The organism is Pseudoduganella namucuonensis (assembly GCF_900116645.1).
GTDB classification, from domain to species: Bacteria; Pseudomonadota; Gammaproteobacteria; order Burkholderiales; family Burkholderiaceae_D; genus Rugamonas; species Rugamonas namucuonensis.
In genome coordinates, this window is record NZ_FPBO01000009.1 from 142,974 (window position 1) to 157,381 (window position 14,408).

Below are 14,408 nucleotides of genomic sequence, written 5' to 3' on the forward strand. Positions count from 1 at the left end.
ACCATGCAAGACAAATCGTTTTCGCCCGAGCGCCAGTCCGCCTTCGCCGCCCGTTACGAGGCACAAAAGATCGCCTTCGGCCCGGTGGTGTTCCAGTGCGTGCGCTACGCCTGGAAGCGCGGCATGCTGCAGGCGCTGGCGGACGTCGGCTCCACCGGCCTGTCCTTGGCCGAGATGGCGGAAGGCGGCCGCTGGACCGAGTACGTGCTGAAAGTGGTGCTGGAATCGTGCCTGTCGGCCGGCGCGGTGCAGCTGCGCGATGGACGCTACGTGCTGGACAAGGTGGGCTTCTGCGTGTTGACCGACAAGATCACGCAGGTCAACCTCGATTTCACGCACGACGTCTGCTACCTGGGCCTGCATGACCTGGACAAGTCGCTGGACGACGAGCGGCCGCACGGGCTGAAAAAGCTGGGCGACTGGCCGACCATATACGAGGGACTGTCCCAGCTGGACGAACCGGCGAAGAGCAGCTGGTTCGCCTTCGACCACCACTATTCGGACACCTCCTTCCCCGCGATCATGCCGGACGTCTTCGCCACCGGCCCCCGGCGGGTGATGGACATCGGCGCCAACACCGGCAAATTTTCGCTGGCGGCGCTGGAATACAACCGGGACGCGAAACTGCACCTGGTGGACCTGCCGCGCCAGCTGGCGGTGGCCGAGCAAAACCTGCAAGCGGCCGGCGTGCGCGAGCGCGCCAACCTGCACGGCGTGGACATGCTGGACGCCGAGGCGCCGCTGCCGGCCGGCATGGACCTGATCTGGATGAGCCAGTTCCTGAGCTGCTTCAGCGAGCCTGTCATCGCCACCATCCTGCGCCGCGCCGCGGCCGCGCTGGCGCCGAACGGCCAGGTTCTGATCCTGGACACCTTCTGGGACCGGCAGCAGTACGACATCGCCGCCTACTGCCTGATCAACACTTCGCCGTACTTCACGGCCATGGCCAGCGGGAACAGCAAGGTCTACGAAAGCGGCGACTACGTGCGCCTGGCCGAGGCGGCCGGCCTGCGCCTGCTGACGGCGCGCGACGGCATCGGCTATTGCCATTCGCTGCTGCGCTTCGCGCTGGCCGGGGAGGTTGCGGAAAACAACGGAGCCGCCGGTGTTTGAACCCTGCTTCATCGTCCCCGTCTACAACCACGAGCACGCGATAGCGGCCGTGGTGGACGGCCTGCTGCCGCATGGCTTGCGCTGCGTGCTGGTCGACGACGGCAGCGCGCCCGCCTGCGCGGCCGAGCTGCAAAGGCTGGCGCGGCTGCATCCGGCGCAGGTGGTGCTGGTGACGCACGCCGTCAACCAGGGCAAGGGCGGGGCGGTGATGACGGGTTTCGCCAAGGCCGCTGAACTGGGCTGCACCCACGCCCTGCAAGTGGACGCCGACGGCCAGCACAATCTGGACGACGTGCAGGCCTTCCTGGCGCGGTCCCGCGCGCAGCCGCAGGCGCTGATCGTGGGCTGCCCGGTGTACGACGAGTCGGTGCCGAAGGGGCGGCTGTACGGCCGCTACGCCACCCATGTCTGGGTCTGGATCAACACGCTGTCGCTGCAGATCAAGGACTCCATGTGCGGCTTCCGCGTCTATCCGCTGGCGCCGGTGCTGGTGCTGATGCGGCGCCGCGCGCTGGGGCGGCGCATGAACTTCGACATCGAAATCCTGGTGCGCCTGTACTGGGACGGCGTGGCCATGGTGAACCTGCCGACCAAGGTCGGCTATCCGGCCGACGGCGTGTCGCACTTCCGCGTGTGGATGGACAATGTGCTGATCTCGCGCCTGCACGCCACGCTGTTCTTCGGCATGCTGCCGCGCGCGCCGCGCCTGCTGGCGCGCAATTGCGCCCGTATCGGAAAGGGACAGCGCGGATGAGCGCCGCGCCGCGCCACTGGGCCGCCATCAACGAAGTGAGCTTCGTGGCCGGCATGCGCCTGCTGTTCTGGATTTTCCGCGTGCTGGGACGCTGGCCCTTCCACCTGCTGCTGTATCCCGTGCTGTGCTGGTACTTGCTCACCAGCCCGCGCGCGCGGCGCGTGTCGGCGGCCTACCTGGACCGCGTGCGCGCCTACGCGCCGGTGCCGCGGCTGGGCGTGCTGCGCCACTTCGCCGCCTTCGCCGAAAGCATCCTGGACAAGATGCTGCTGTGGGGCGGCGTGTACGACGTGGGCGCCGTCACCCTGCATGGCGAGGACGCGTTCAACCGCATGCTGGCCTGCGGCCAGGGCGGCTTGCTGATCTGCTCCCACTTCGGCAACCTGGAGCTGTGCCGCGTGCTGTCGCGCCAGCGGCCGGACGTGAAACTGACGGTGCTGGTGCACACGCGCCACGCGCAGGCGTTCAACCGCATGCTGGCGCGCCTGAACCCGGACAGCCAGCTCAATCTTATGCAGGTGACGGAGCTGACGGCGGCCACGGCGATGCAGCTGTCCGAGCGCGTGGGGCGGGGCGAGCTGGTGGTGATCGCCGGCGACCGCGTGCCCGTGTCGGACAGGCCGCGCGTGGCGGTGGCGGACTTCCTTGGCGCGCCGGCGGCGTTCCCGGTGGGGCCGTACGTGCTGGCCAACGCGCTGCAATGCCCGGTGTTCCTGCTGTTTCCCCTGCAGCGTGCGGGCCGCGCGTCGCTGCACTTCGAACCCTTCCGCGCCTCGCTGCGCCTGCCCAGGCAGGGACGCGACGCGGCGCTGGCGGCGCTGGCGGCGGATTACGCCGCGCGCCTGCAGCACTACTGTGCCCAGGCGCCGCTGCAGTGGTTTAACTTTTACGACTTCTGGCATATAGAAAAACGGGATACCTCCGATGCACCTGGCTGACCTGAAAAACACGCGCCGCACCGTGCGCTTCGACCAATCGCGGCTGACGATAGAAGACATCGTCGACATCGCCCACGGCCGGGCGGGCGCCGCCCTGTCGGACGATCCGGCCTTCCGCGCCGCCATCTCGCGCGGCGCCGACTTCCTCGACCAGTTGCTGCGCGAGGACGGCACCGTCTACGGCGTGACCACCGGCTACGGCGATTCCTGCACCACCACCGTTCCCCCGGAACTGGTGGCCGAGCTGCCGCACCACCTGTACACCTACCACGGCTGCGGCCTCGGCGAGAACTTCTCGCCGGCGCAGACGCGCGCCATCCTGGCCTCGCGCCTGGCGTCGCTGGCCAAGGGCTTTTCCGGCGTCAGCGTCGAGCTGCTGGACCAGATCGTGCGCCTGCTGGACGCCGGCCTGCTGCCGCTGATCCCGTCCGAGGGCTCGGTCGGCGCCAGCGGCGACCTCACGCCGCTGTCCTACCTGGCGGCGGTGCTGTGCGGCGAACGCGAAGTGTGGCGCGACGGCGAGCAGGTGCCGGCCGAACAGGCCTTGCGCGAAGCGGGCATCACGCCGCTGCGCCTGCGCCCGAAGGAGGGCCTGGCCATCATGAACGGCACCGCCGTCATGACCGCGCTGGCCTGCATGGCGCACGAGCGCGCCGAGTACCTGGCCAGGTTGTGCACCCGCATCACCGCCATGGCCTCATTCGCGCTGGACGGCAACGCCCACCACTTCGACGAGGTGCTGTTCTCGGTGAAGCCGCATCCCGGCATGCAGCGGGTCGCGGCCTGGCTGCGCCAGGATTTGCCGACCGACCAGTGGGAACGCAACGGCAAGCGCCTGCAGGACCGCTACTCGATCCGCTGCGCGCCGCACGTGATCGGCGTGCTGGCCGACACGCTGCCGCTGTTCCGCACCCTGATCGAGAATGAGCTGAACAGCGCCAACGACAACCCGCTGATCGACCCGGTGGGCGAGCGCGTGCTGCACGGCGGCCACTTCTACGGCGGCCACATCGCCTTCGCCATGGACGGCATGAAGAACACCGTGGCCAACCTGGCCGACCTGCTGGACCGCCAGATGGCGCTGCTGGTGGACAGCCGCTACAACCACGGCCTGCCGGCCAACCTGGTGGGCGCCACCGGCAGCCGCGCGGCCATCAACCACGGCCTGAAGGCGCTGCAGATCAGCGCCTCCGCCTGGACCGCCGAGGCGCTCAAGCTGACCATGCCGGCCTCCGTGTTCTCCCGCTCCACCGAATGCCACAACCAGGACAAGGTCAGCATGGGCACCATCGCCGCGCGCGACTGCCTGCGCGTGCTGGAACTGACCGAGCAGGTCGCCGCCGCGCTGCTGATCACCGTGCGCCAGGGCGTGTGGCTGCGCTGCCGCGACTATCCGGAAGCCGTGCCGCACGCGGCGCTGGCGCGCATGCAGGAGTTGCTGTCGGAGGACATCGCCGCCGTGGTGGAGGACCGTCGCCTCGACCCGGAACTGCGCGTGCTGCTGGACCGTATCCGCAACCAGGAATGGAAACTCTATGCGTAGGAAGACCAAGGAAAGCCGCTGGTTCGCGGAGATGGAAACCAAGGTCCAGTTCTTCGACCTGGACCCGATGCAGATCGTCTGGCATGGCCGCTATGTGAAGTACCTGGAAATGGTGCGCTGCGAGCTGCTGGACAAGATAGGCTACAACTATGTGGAGATGAAGGAGTCCGGCTATTCCTGGCCCATCATCGACATGCACCTGCGCTACGCGGCGCCGGCCACCTTCGGCCAGGTGCTCAAGCTGCGCGCCGACATCGTGGAGTGGGAAAACCGCCTGACGATCGAGTACACCATCAGCGACGCCGCCACCGGCAAGCGCCTGAACCGCGCCACGACGATGATGGCGGCGGTGGAAATCACCACGGGCGAGATGTGCTTCGTGTCGCCGCCCGTGTTGTTTGAAAAGCTGGGCATAGAAAAGCCGGGGATGGAACAATGAGGAAGATACTGATAACGGCGGCGTTGCTGGGCGCCTGCGCCGCGGCGCCGGCCATCGCGCACGCCGCCGCGCCGATCGCCAAGATCCAGGCCATGCTGGCCAAGCCGGAGGTGCTGTGCGGCCGCTTCGACCAGACCAAGCAATTGGCCGGCATGAAGAAGCCGCTGGCTTCGCACGGCCGCTTCTGTGTAGTCGCGGGCAAGGGCGTGCTGTGGCGCACGCTGAAGCCTTTCCCGAACACGCTGCGCCTGACGCGCGACGAGATCGTCCACTTCCAGGGTGAGCGCGTGGCCATGCGCCTGGAGGCGAAGAACGAGCCGGTGGTCCGCATGATCAACAGCGTGCTGTTCTCGCTGCTGGGCGGCGACCTGGCGCAGCTGGACAAGCTGTTCGAGGTGGACGGCACGGCCGACGCGGCGGGCTGGCAAGTGGCGCTGAAGGCGCGCGAGCCCGCGCTGGCCAAGGCGATCGGCGCCATCAGTCTGGAAGGCGGCGCCCACGTGAAGAACATCGTCATGAACGAGGCCAGCGGCGACAAGACCACCATCGTGTTCTCCGCCATGCAGGCCGGCGCCAGCGCCATGACGTCCGAAGAGGCGGCGCTGTTTTGAGCCTGGGCCAGCCTATGCCGGGCAAGCGGCTCGCGCTGCTTTGGTTGCTGGCCGTGAGCCTGCTGCTGGGCCATAACGCCTGGCTGTGGCTGGGCCAGCGCATCACGCCGGACACCGACATCCTCGCGCTGCTGCCGGTGCAGGAGCGCGACCCGGTGCTGCAGCAATCCTTCCTGCACATGGTGGACGCGGCCCAGCAACGCCTGGTGGTGCTGGTGGGCGCCGAGGACTGGGCCGACGCGAAGAAGGCGGCGGACGCCTACCGCGCCGTGCTGGACACGCAGCCCGGCATGTTCGCCTCCACGCCCGTCAACGACAAGACGCAGGACGACTGGCTGGCGCTGTTCCAGCGCCACCGCCTGGCGCTGCTGACGGCGGAGCAGGAGCAGCGGTTGCGCGTCGAACCCGCCGGCCACTGGGAAGAGGCGGCGCTGGGCCGCATGTACAACGCCTTCGGCGGCCCCAAGCTGGGCAGCTGGCAGGACGATCCCTACGGCCTGTTCGCGGGCTGGATGCAGGAGCGCGCGCAGGAGACGCCCGTGCGCCCGCGCGACGGCTACCTGTTCGTCGCGGAGAAGGGCGGCGCGGGCTCGAACCCGCGTCAATACGTGCTGCTGCCGATGACGCTGAAAGTGCCCGCCTTCTCCATCACCGCGCAGGACACCGTGCTGCCGCTGCTGGCCAGGGCAGCCGAAGCCGCGCGCAAGGCCGTGCCGAAGGTGGACCTGATACCTGCCGGCGTGGTGCTGCACGCGGCCGCAGCCAGCGGCCAGGCGCACCGCGAGATGTCCACCATCGGCCTCGGCTCGCTGGCCGGCATCGTGCTGCTGACGTGGCTCGCCTTCCATACACTGCGTCCCATCCTCCTGATCCTGCTGTCCATCGGGGTTGGCTGCCTGGGCGCGTTTTCCGTGTGCTGGCTGCTGTTCGGCCGCGTGCACTTGCTGACCCTCGTGTTCGGCGCCAGCCTGATCGGCGTGGCGCAGGACTACGGCATCTACTTCCTGTTCAACCGCATGGCCGCCGATCCTGCGCTCGATTCGCGCGCGCTGCTCAAAAAGCTGATGCCGGGCCTGAGCCTGACCCTGCTGGCGGCGGTGATCGGCTACATGGGGCTGGCCTTCACACCATTCCCCGGCCTGCGCGCCATGGCCGTGTTCTCGGCCCTGGGCCTGGTGTTCGCCTGGCTCACCGTGATCTGCTGGTTCCCGCCGCTGCTGAAAGGCGGCGCGCTGAAGCCGGGCGCGCTGGCGCGCGGCTACGGCGGCCTGCTGCGCCGCTGGCCGTCGCCGCGCCTGAACGCACCCACGCTGGCGCTGGCCGCGGTGTTCGCCGTGGCCGCCGGCGCGGGCCTCATGCGCCTGCATCCGAACGACGACATCCGCCTGCTGCAGAATTCACCGAAGCGGCTGGTGCAGGACCAGATCCGCCTGGGCAAGCTGCTGGACGCGCCGACGCCCGTGCAGTTCTACCTGGTGCGCGGCGCCAGCGAGGAGGAGGTGCTGCAACGCGAGGAGGCCCTCAAGCTGCGCCTCGCGCCGCTGGTGGAGCGGGGCGTGATCGGCGGCTGGCAGGCGATGTCGAACTGGGTGCCGTCGCTGCGCACGCAGGATAGCCGCCGCGCGCTGCTGGAAGAGAAGCTGCTGGCGCCGGACGGCCCGTTGCGCGCCGTGGCGCGCCAGGTGGAGGAGGACGCGAACTGGGTCGCCGCCACGGTGGAGCTGCAACGCGCGGCCGGCAAGCCGTTGACGCTGCAGGCCTTCCTGGACGCGCCGTCCAGCGAGCCTTGGCGCCACCTGTGGCTGGGCCGCGCCGAGGGCGTATACGCCAGCATCGTCGCGCTGCGCGGCATGAACTATTCCGGCCTGCCGGCGCTGCGCACCGCCGCCGATGGCCTGGCGGGCGTGCAATGGGTGGACAAGGTGGGCGAGATCTCCACCGTGCTGGGACGCTACCGCGTCTACATGGGCTGGGTGGTGCTGGCCGCCTACGGGCTGGTGTTCGCGCTGCTGCTGCCGCGCTACCGTGGCCGCGCGTGGCGCGTGCTGGCGCCCACCGCGCTGGCCAGCGTCGCCACGCTGGCGGCGGTGGGTTACGCGGGACACAGCCTGCAGCTGTTCCACGTGCTGGGCCTGATGCTGCTGCTGGGCGTTGGCGTGGACTACGGCATCTTCATGCAGGAACAGCCGGACCGGCGCGACGCCACGCCCTGGCTGGCCGTCGGGCTGTCGGCCGCCAACACCATCCTGTCCTTCGGCCTGCTGGGCCTGAGCGGCACGCCCGCCCTGCAGGCGTTCGGATTGACCATGCTGATCGGGACTGCGCTGGTGTGGCTGCTGGTTCCGTGTTTTGCCTACACCGACAACAAGGAAAGCGACAATGGCGCTGCAATTTAAGAACGCCGCGCCGCTGGCTTGCGCGCTGGTGCTGGGGCTGGGTATGGCACTGGGCGGCTGCGCGAGCGCGCCGCCGCCGGCCGCGCGGCTGGGCCTCAAACTGCCGCCCGCCGAGCTGGGGGCGACGGTCGCCGTGCAGCAGCACCTGCGCGTGGAGCGCAACGGCCGCAGCGACGAGCTGGATGTGGCGATGGAGATCGACCCGCAACGCATCGAGCTGGTTGGCCTGGCGCTGGGCCAGCGCGTGCTGTCGCTCAGCTATGATGGCAAGGAGCTGCAAACGTGGCGCCACGTGATGCTGCCGTCGCAGGTGCGCGCCGAGGACGTGCTGGAGGACGTGCAACTGACGCTGTGGCCGGCCGAGTCGATACGCGCGGCGCTGCCGGCCGGCTGGCGCGTCGAGGACCAGGGCCTGCGCCGAACGGTGACGCTGGAGGGCCAGCCCGTGATGGTCATCGACTACGCGTCCATGCCGCGCTGGAGCGGCACGGTGGTGCTGGAGAACCTGCGCTATCGCTATCGCCTGACGATACAATTCGAGCCCAGCGGGGAGGGGCAGCAATGAGCTACTTTTTGAATCAGTGCGGCATCGTGTGCGCGCTGGGCAGCGGCGCCGACCAGGTGCGCGGCGCGCTGCTGCGCGCCGAAAGCGGCGTGCTGCCGACGGACCAGTACACGCCCGGCCGCGTGCTGCCGCTGGGGTGCGCCGTAGACGCAGACTTGCCGTCCGTCGCGCATTTGCCGCCGTGGCAGCGCAGCCGCAACAACCAGCTGGCGCTGGCCGCGCTGGCGCAGATCCGGCCCGCCGTGGACGCGGCCATCGCGCGCCATGGCGCGCACCGGGTGGGCGTGGTGCTGGGCACCAGCACCTCCGGCATCGCGGAGACCGAGCGGGCGATGCACGCGCTCGAGCATGCCGGCGCGCTGCCGGACGGTTTCCACTACGGCCAGCAGGAAATGGGCTCGCCGGCGGAAATGCTGGCGGCGCAACTGGGCGTCTCCGGACCAGCCTATGTGCATTCCAGCGCCTGCTCGTCGAGCGCCAAGGCCATGGCCAGCGCCGCCCGCCTGATGGCGATGGACCTGTGCGACGCCGTGGTCACCGGCGGCGTCGACAGCTTGTGCGGCTTCACCGTCGCCGGCTTCTCGGCGCTGGAGTCGGTCAGCGCGGCGCGCTGCAATCCTCTCAGCGCCAACCGGGAAGGCATCAACATCGGCGAGGGCGCCGCGCTGTTCCTGATGTCGCGCGAGCCCGCCGCCGTTGCGCTGCGCGGCTGGGGCGAGTCGTCGGACGGCCATCATATCTCGGCGCCCGATCCCGCCGGCGGCGGCGCGCGGCTGGCGATCGCGGAGGCATTGCGCCGCGCGGGACTCGAGGCTGGGGACATCGACTACATCAACCTGCACGGCACGGCCACGCGGCAGAACGACGCCATGGAGTCGCAGGTGGTGGCGGACCTGTTCGGCGCGGCGGTGCCGGTCAGCTCCACCAAGCCGTTCACGGGCCACACGCTGGGCGCCGCGGCGGCGATCGAGGCGGCCATTTGCTGGCTGTTGATGCAGGACGATAATCCGCAAGGCGCGCTGCCGCCGCAGCTGTGGGACGGCGTGGCCGACGCCGCCCTGCCGGCCCTGTACGTGGCCGCGCCGGGCGCGCGACTGGGCCGCCCGCTGCGCCACGCGTTGAGCAACTCCTTCGCCTTCGGCGGTTCCAACGCCGCGCTCATATTGGGGAGGACGGCATGACGCTGCCCGACATCCGCGCACTGCTGCCGCACGCCGGCCCCATGGTGCTGCTCGACCGCGTGATCGAGGCGGCGGACGACACGCTGTGCGCCGAGGTGCGCATCCACCAGGACAGCATGTTCTACGCCGACGGCGGCGTGGGCAGCTGGGTGGGCGTTGAATACATGGCGCAGGCGGTGGCGGCGCACGCCGGCTATCTCGCGCACCGCAAGGGGAACGCCGTGAAGCCGGGCTTCCTGCTTGGATCGCGCCGCTACGGCACCACGCGGCCGCTGTTCGCGCTGGGCGCGCTGCTGCGCGTGCGCGTGCGCCAGCAACTGCGCGGGGAAAACGGGCTGGCCGCCTTCGAGTGCAGCGTGGAAGACGCCGCCGACGGCGCGGAACTGGCCAGCGCCATGCTGACGGTGTTCCAGCCCGACGATGTAAACGAATTTCTGCAGGGGATAAACAAAAATGAATAAAAGTGTATTGGTGACGGGTTCGTCGCGCGGCATCGGCAAGGCGATCGCGCTGCGGCTGGCGCGCGACGGCTTCGACGTCGTCGTGCATTGCCGCAGCCAGCGCGCCGAGGCCGACGATGTGGCGAGCCGCATCGTGGAAATGGGCCGCGCCGCGCGCGTGCTGCAATTCGATATCGGCGACCGCGCCGCCGCCGCCGCCGCGCTGGAGGCGGACATCGCGGAGCACGGCTGCTACTACGGCGTGGTGTGCAACGCCGGCGTGGCGCGCGACAACGCCTTCCCCGCCATGTCCGGCGAGGACTGGGACATCGTGCTGCAAACGAACCTGGACGGCTTCTACAACGTGCTCAATCCGCTGGTGATGCCGCTGGTGCAGCGCCGCAAGCCGGGCCGCATCGTCACGCTGGCCTCCGTGTCCGGCCTGGTCGGCAACCGCGGCCAGGTCAACTACAGCGCCGCCAAGGCCGGCATCATCGGCGCCACCAAGGCGCTGGCGCTGGAACTGGCCAAGCGCGCCATCACGGTGAACTGCGTGGCGCCCGGCCTGATCGACACCGACATGACCGAAGGCCTGCCCATGGACGAGGTGCTGAAGATGATCCCCGCGCGCCGCGTCGGCACGGCCGACGAGGTGGCCGCGGCGGTCAGCTTCCTGGTGGGCGAGGAGGCCGGCTACATCACGCGCCAGGTGATTTCCGTGAACGGGGGGCTGGCATGAGCCGCCGCGTGGCCGTCACCGGCATGGCCGGCATCAGCCCGATCGGCAACGACTGGGCCAGCGTGCGCGCCCGCCTGGGCGAATACCGCAACGCCATCGTGCGCATGGCCGAGTGGGCCGACTACGAGGGCCTGAACACGCAACTGGGCGCGCCCGCCGCCGCATTCACGCTGAGCGACCGCTTCAACCGCAAGACCATGCGCAGCATGGGCCGCGTGGCGCTGATGGCGACCCGCGCCACCGAAATGGCGCTGGAGGACGCGGGCCTGCTCGATTCGCCGCTGCTGCAAAGCGGCGACATGGGCGTCTCCTTCGGTTCCTCGGCCGGCACGCCCAGCGCGATCGGCGATTTCGGGCGCATGATGGAGGAGCGCAGCACGCGCGGCATCAACGCCACCACCTACATCAAGATGATGGCGCACACGGCGCCGGTGAACATCGGCGTGTTCTTCGGCGTGACCGGCCGGGTCATCACCACGTCCAGCGCCTGCACCTCGGGCAGCCAGGGCATAGGCTACGCCTACGAGGCCATACGCGGCGGCAAGCAGGTGGCCATGATCGCCGGCGGCGCCGAGGAACTGTGCGCCACCGAGGCGGCGGTGTTCGACACGCTGTTCGCCACCAGCACCCGCAACGCCGAGCCGTCCACCACGCCGCGTCCCTTCGACACCACGCGCGACGGCCTGGTGATCGGCGAGGGGGCGGGCTGCCTGATCCTGGAGGACATGGAGCACGCGCTCGCGCGCGGCGCCACCATCCACGCCGAGCTGGTGGGATTCGGCACCAACAGCGACGGCTGCCACGTGACGCAGCCCAACGCGGCCACCATGCAAAAGGCGATGCGGCTGTCGCTGGCGGACGCCGGACTGCAGGCGGCCGACATCGGCTATGTGAACGCGCACGGCACGGCCACCGCGCAGGGCGACGTGGCCGAGTCCCAGGCCACGCACGCGGTGTTCGGCGGCCGGGTCCCCATCAGCTCCCTCAAGAGCTACATGGGCCACACCCTGGGCGCCTGCGGCGCGCTGGAGGCGTGGATCAGCATCGAGATGATGCGCGAGGGCTGGTTCGCCCCCACCATCGGCCTGCAGCAGGTGGACCCCGCGTGCGCGGAGCTGGACTATATCGCCGGCGAGGGCCGGCGCATCCGCTGCGAGCACATCATGTCGAACAACTTCGCCTTCGGCGGCATCAACACGTCGCTGATCTTCAAACAGTATGGTTGAACTTTGGATCGGGATCTATGAGCGCTAACCTTCAATTGACGCAACCGCCGTCCGAACCCCACGTGCCCGAAACGGCCTTCGGAAAATGGTTTTTACGCACCAACACCTGGACCGTCCACGTCTTGGAACGGGCGCTGGAGGACCTGCAGCGGCTGATGCCGCACGGGCGTACCAGCTACCCGGTGGTGGCGGACGTGGGCTGCGGCTTCGGCCGCTCGCTGGGCAAGCTGCACGCGCGCTACGCGCCGCAGCGGCTGATCGGCATGGACATCGACCCGGAGATGCTGGAGGCGTCCGCGCGCGAGGTGGCGGCGCTGAACATCGAGGCCGAATTCATTTGCTGCTCCAGCTCGAACATCGCGCTGCCGGACGATTCGGTGGACCTGCTGTTCTGCCACCAGACCTTCCACCACCTGATCGACCAGGAGCGCGCCATCGCCGAATTCCACCGCGTGCTCAAGCCGGGCGGGGTGCTGCTGTTCGCCGAATCGACCAGGCGCTACATCCATTCGTGGATCATCCGCCTGCTGTTCCGCCATCCCATGGACGTGCAGAAGACCGCGCCCGAATACCTGGCGCTGGTGCGCGCGGCCGGTTTCCTGGTGCCGGACAGCGCGGTCTCCTACCCCTTCCTGTGGTGGAGCCGCGAGGACCTGGGGCTGCTGGAAACCGCCCTCGGCGTGAAGCCGCCGGCCGAGCGCGAGGAAACCCTGATCAACCTGGTCGCGCGCAAGCCGCTCGCCGCCGTCCCCCTCTCCTGAAAGAAAAGACCGTCATGACGAAATCCCTCAAGGCCGCACTGCTCTGTTCCGCCATGCTGTCGCTCGCGCTGCTGCAGGGCTGCGCCACCAGCATCAAGGCCTCCAGCACCGTCAACCCCGCGCCGTCGGCCGCGTTCAAGACCTTCTCGCGCATCGAGGTCAAGCCGGCCGTGTTCAAGGAAGGCTACAAGGGCAACGCCAGCGGCCTGGCCAAGATCAACGACAACATCCAGAAGGACTTGAAGACCAAGCTGGCCGAGTGGAACAGCCGTCCGTCCAATGGCCGCACCCTGGTGATCGAGCCGGTGGTGGAGGAACTGTCGTTCAAGCGCGGCGCCAAGCGCGTCCTGCTGGGGCCACTGGCCGGCAGCTCGGGCGTGCTGCTGCGCCTGAACATCCGCGACCAGCAGGGCCGCGTGGTGGCTGCCCCCGAGTTCTTCCAGCACGCCGACGCGATGGCCGCGGGCTTCATCTTCGGCGTGCACGACAACCTGATGCTCACCCGCGTGGCCAGCCTGGCCAGCGGCTATGTGATCGCCAATTACGAGCATGCCCAGGGCGGCCCGACCGGCGCCACCGAGCAGAACGTAGCCCTGTAATTTCAACCAACGCAAGGAGCGCACTATGAAGAAAACCAGTTTGGCAGTAGCGGTATTGAGCCTGGCCCTGGCGGCGGCGATGCCCGCGCAGGCGCGCGACACCAAGTTGATGCTGCCGATCGCCGGCGCGATGGCCGACAACGACGCCAAGGGACGGCTGGGCGATTCCGTCCAGTTCTTCTTCGGCGACCAGCCCACCCCGAAAGTGGTGGAGCGCCTGGTCACGGATTCGACCAGCCAGAAGACCAACAGCTTCGGCAAGACCCCGGAGCGCGCCTGCAACTGGGCCTTCCTGTCGGCCATGCTGCAACTGCAGAAGCGCGCGCACTCGGTGGGCGCGAACGCGGTGATCAACATCGTCAGCAACTACAAGAACGTGCCGATGTCCAGCGCCACGGAGTACGAGTGCCATGACGGCGCCATCATGTCCGGCGTGGCCTTCAAGGCCGACTTCGTCAAGATCGAGAAGTAAATAGCTTGGACGCGGCGCGCGCCGACCTGTGGCTGCTGGACGCGGCGGCGGTGGACGCGGCGCTCGCCGCCGAATGGCTGTCCGCGATGGGTCCCGGCGAGCGGCATCGCTACCACGGCTTCAAGCGGCCCGCGCGCCGCGCGCAATTCCTGGCCGGCCGCATGCTGCTGCGGCGGGCCTTGATGGAGGCGGCGGGCATCGCGCCGCACGCGCTAGAAGTGTGTGAACGGCCGGGCGCCGCGCCCGAGCTGCGCGTCGCGCATGGCGCGCGGGCGCCATATTTCAGCCTGTCCCACAGCGGCCACTGGATCGCCTGCGCCGTCAGCGCCGCCACGCCGCTCGGCGTGGACATCGAAATCATGGACGCCGCGCGCGACATCGCCGCGTTGTCCGCCCAGGCCTTCACCGAGGCCGAAGCCGCCGCCATCGCGGCCTTGCCCGAACCCGGGCGCGTCCCCGCCTTCTACGCGCTGTGGAGCCGCCGCGAGGCGGAGTACAAGCTGGGAAGCGCTCCCTCCCATTTCCACGCCGTGTCCCACCCCGAACTGTCCGTCGCGCTGTGCACGGCGTTGCCGCTTCAGTCGTCCATGCTGCACACCCACCGCGTCCGCGCCCAGGACTGGTAGCGAGC

General features: G+C 69.1%; 16 protein-coding genes. All 16 read left to right on the forward strand.

Annotation, left to right across the window (positions count from 1 at the left end):
• Positions 1–3: 3 nt before the first annotated feature.
• Genes BM436_RS12130 through BM436_RS12205 form a run of 16 tightly spaced genes read left to right on the forward strand, consistent with a single transcriptional unit; the run spans position 4 to position 14,403 of the window.
• Positions 4–1,113, forward strand: a complete 1,110-nt coding sequence (locus BM436_RS12130; protein ID WP_093555775.1) for a class I SAM-dependent methyltransferase — start codon at positions 4–6, stop codon at positions 1,111–1,113.
• The gene (locus BM436_RS12135; RefSeq protein ID WP_229490128.1) at positions 1,106–1,867 is read left to right on the forward strand and encodes a glycosyltransferase family 2 protein; all 762 of its coding nucleotides are present in this window, start codon (positions 1,106–1,108) and stop codon (positions 1,865–1,867) included. The genes BM436_RS12130 and BM436_RS12135 overlap by 8 nt, the downstream gene beginning before the upstream one ends.
• Entirely contained in the window at positions 1,864–2,805 is a 942-nt protein-coding gene (locus tag BM436_RS12140; RefSeq protein ID WP_093555776.1) for a lysophospholipid acyltransferase family protein, read from the forward strand. The genes BM436_RS12135 and BM436_RS12140 overlap by 4 nt, the downstream gene beginning before the upstream one ends.
• The gene (locus BM436_RS12145) at positions 2,792–4,348 is read left to right on the forward strand and encodes an HAL/PAL/TAL family ammonia-lyase (protein WP_093555777.1); all 1,557 of its coding nucleotides are present in this window, start codon (positions 2,792–2,794) and stop codon (positions 4,346–4,348) included. Before BM436_RS12140 ends, BM436_RS12145 begins: the two co-directional genes overlap by 14 nt.
• Positions 4,341–4,787: an acyl-CoA thioesterase gene (locus BM436_RS12150; RefSeq protein WP_093555778.1), complete on the forward strand. Its 447-nt coding sequence runs from the start codon at positions 4,341–4,343 to the stop codon at positions 4,785–4,787. Before BM436_RS12145 ends, BM436_RS12150 begins: the two co-directional genes overlap by 8 nt.
• Positions 4,784–5,398 carry an outer membrane lipoprotein carrier protein LolA gene (locus BM436_RS12155; protein WP_093555779.1) on the forward strand — a complete coding sequence of 205 codons (615 nt, stop codon included), beginning with the start codon at positions 4,784–4,786 and terminating at the stop codon, positions 5,396–5,398. Before BM436_RS12150 ends, BM436_RS12155 begins: the two co-directional genes overlap by 4 nt.
• Positions 5,399–5,412: 14 nt before the next feature.
• Positions 5,413–7,794 (forward strand): MMPL family transporter, encoded by a 2,382-nt coding sequence (locus tag BM436_RS12160; protein ID WP_093555780.1) that lies wholly within the window; start codon positions 5,413–5,415, stop codon positions 7,792–7,794.
• Positions 7,778–8,359 (forward strand): DUF3261 domain-containing protein, encoded by a 582-nt coding sequence (locus BM436_RS12165; protein WP_093555781.1) that lies wholly within the window; start codon positions 7,778–7,780, stop codon positions 8,357–8,359. The genes BM436_RS12160 and BM436_RS12165 overlap by 17 nt, the downstream gene beginning before the upstream one ends.
• The gene (locus tag BM436_RS12170; protein ID WP_093555782.1) at positions 8,356–9,540 is read left to right on the forward strand and encodes a beta-ketoacyl-ACP synthase; all 1,185 of its coding nucleotides are present in this window, start codon (positions 8,356–8,358) and stop codon (positions 9,538–9,540) included. Before BM436_RS12165 ends, BM436_RS12170 begins: the two co-directional genes overlap by 4 nt.
• On the forward strand, positions 9,537–10,001 hold the full coding sequence (locus tag BM436_RS12175; RefSeq protein ID WP_093555783.1) for a hotdog family protein: 465 nt from the start codon (positions 9,537–9,539) through the stop codon (positions 9,999–10,001). Before BM436_RS12170 ends, BM436_RS12175 begins: the two co-directional genes overlap by 4 nt.
• On the forward strand, positions 9,994–10,719 hold the full coding sequence (fabG, locus tag BM436_RS12180; protein ID WP_093555784.1) for a 3-oxoacyl-ACP reductase FabG: 726 nt from the start codon (positions 9,994–9,996) through the stop codon (positions 10,717–10,719). The genes BM436_RS12175 and fabG overlap by 8 nt, the downstream gene beginning before the upstream one ends.
• Complete coding sequence (locus BM436_RS12185; RefSeq protein WP_093555785.1) at positions 10,716–11,945, forward strand: beta-ketoacyl-ACP synthase; 1,230 nt, start codon at positions 10,716–10,718, stop codon at positions 11,943–11,945. Before fabG ends, BM436_RS12185 begins: the two co-directional genes overlap by 4 nt.
• Positions 11,946–11,962: 17 nt before the next feature.
• On the forward strand, positions 11,963–12,706 hold the full coding sequence (locus tag BM436_RS12190; protein ID WP_093555786.1) for a class I SAM-dependent methyltransferase: 744 nt from the start codon (positions 11,963–11,965) through the stop codon (positions 12,704–12,706).
• 14 nt (positions 12,707–12,720) lie between these two features.
• Positions 12,721–13,305, forward strand: a complete 585-nt coding sequence (locus BM436_RS12195) for a hypothetical protein (protein WP_093555787.1) — start codon at positions 12,721–12,723, stop codon at positions 13,303–13,305.
• 25 nt (positions 13,306–13,330) lie between these two features.
• Entirely contained in the window at positions 13,331–13,777 is a 447-nt protein-coding gene (locus BM436_RS12200; protein WP_093555788.1) for an excinuclease ATPase subunit, read from the forward strand.
• A 5-nt stretch (positions 13,778–13,782) separates the two neighbouring features.
• Positions 13,783–14,403 (forward strand): 4'-phosphopantetheinyl transferase family protein, encoded by a 621-nt coding sequence (locus BM436_RS12205; protein ID WP_093555789.1) that lies wholly within the window; start codon positions 13,783–13,785, stop codon positions 14,401–14,403.
• Positions 14,404–14,408: the final 5 nt, after the last annotated feature.

Coding starts and splice junctions, on each gene's coding strand:
- BM436_RS12195 (WP_093555787.1), top strand. CDS start 12,721: ATGACGAAATCCCTCAAGGCCGCACTGCTCTGTTCCGCCATGCTGTCG.
- BM436_RS12145 (WP_093555777.1), top strand. CDS start 2,792: ATGCACCTGGCTGACCTGAAAAACACGCGCCGCACCGTGCGCTTCGAC.
- BM436_RS12130 (WP_093555775.1), top strand. CDS start 4: ATGCAAGACAAATCGTTTTCGCCCGAGCGCCAGTCCGCCTTCGCCGCC.
- BM436_RS12185 (WP_093555785.1), top strand. CDS start 10,716: ATGAGCCGCCGCGTGGCCGTCACCGGCATGGCCGGCATCAGCCCGATC.
- BM436_RS12170 (WP_093555782.1), top strand. CDS start 8,356: ATGAGCTACTTTTTGAATCAGTGCGGCATCGTGTGCGCGCTGGGCAGC.
- BM436_RS12155 (WP_093555779.1), top strand. CDS start 4,784: ATGAGGAAGATACTGATAACGGCGGCGTTGCTGGGCGCCTGCGCCGCG.
- BM436_RS12140 (WP_093555776.1), top strand. CDS start 1,864: ATGAGCGCCGCGCCGCGCCACTGGGCCGCCATCAACGAAGTGAGCTTC.
- BM436_RS12160 (WP_093555780.1), top strand. CDS start 5,413: ATGCCGGGCAAGCGGCTCGCGCTGCTTTGGTTGCTGGCCGTGAGCCTG.
- fabG (WP_093555784.1), top strand. CDS start 9,994: ATGAATAAAAGTGTATTGGTGACGGGTTCGTCGCGCGGCATCGGCAAG.
- BM436_RS12175 (WP_093555783.1), top strand. CDS start 9,537: ATGACGCTGCCCGACATCCGCGCACTGCTGCCGCACGCCGGCCCCATG.
- BM436_RS12165 (WP_093555781.1), top strand. CDS start 7,778: ATGGCGCTGCAATTTAAGAACGCCGCGCCGCTGGCTTGCGCGCTGGTG.
- BM436_RS12200 (WP_093555788.1), top strand. CDS start 13,331: ATGAAGAAAACCAGTTTGGCAGTAGCGGTATTGAGCCTGGCCCTGGCG.
- BM436_RS12150 (WP_093555778.1), top strand. CDS start 4,341: ATGCGTAGGAAGACCAAGGAAAGCCGCTGGTTCGCGGAGATGGAAACC.
- BM436_RS12190 (WP_093555786.1), top strand. CDS start 11,963: ATGAGCGCTAACCTTCAATTGACGCAACCGCCGTCCGAACCCCACGTG.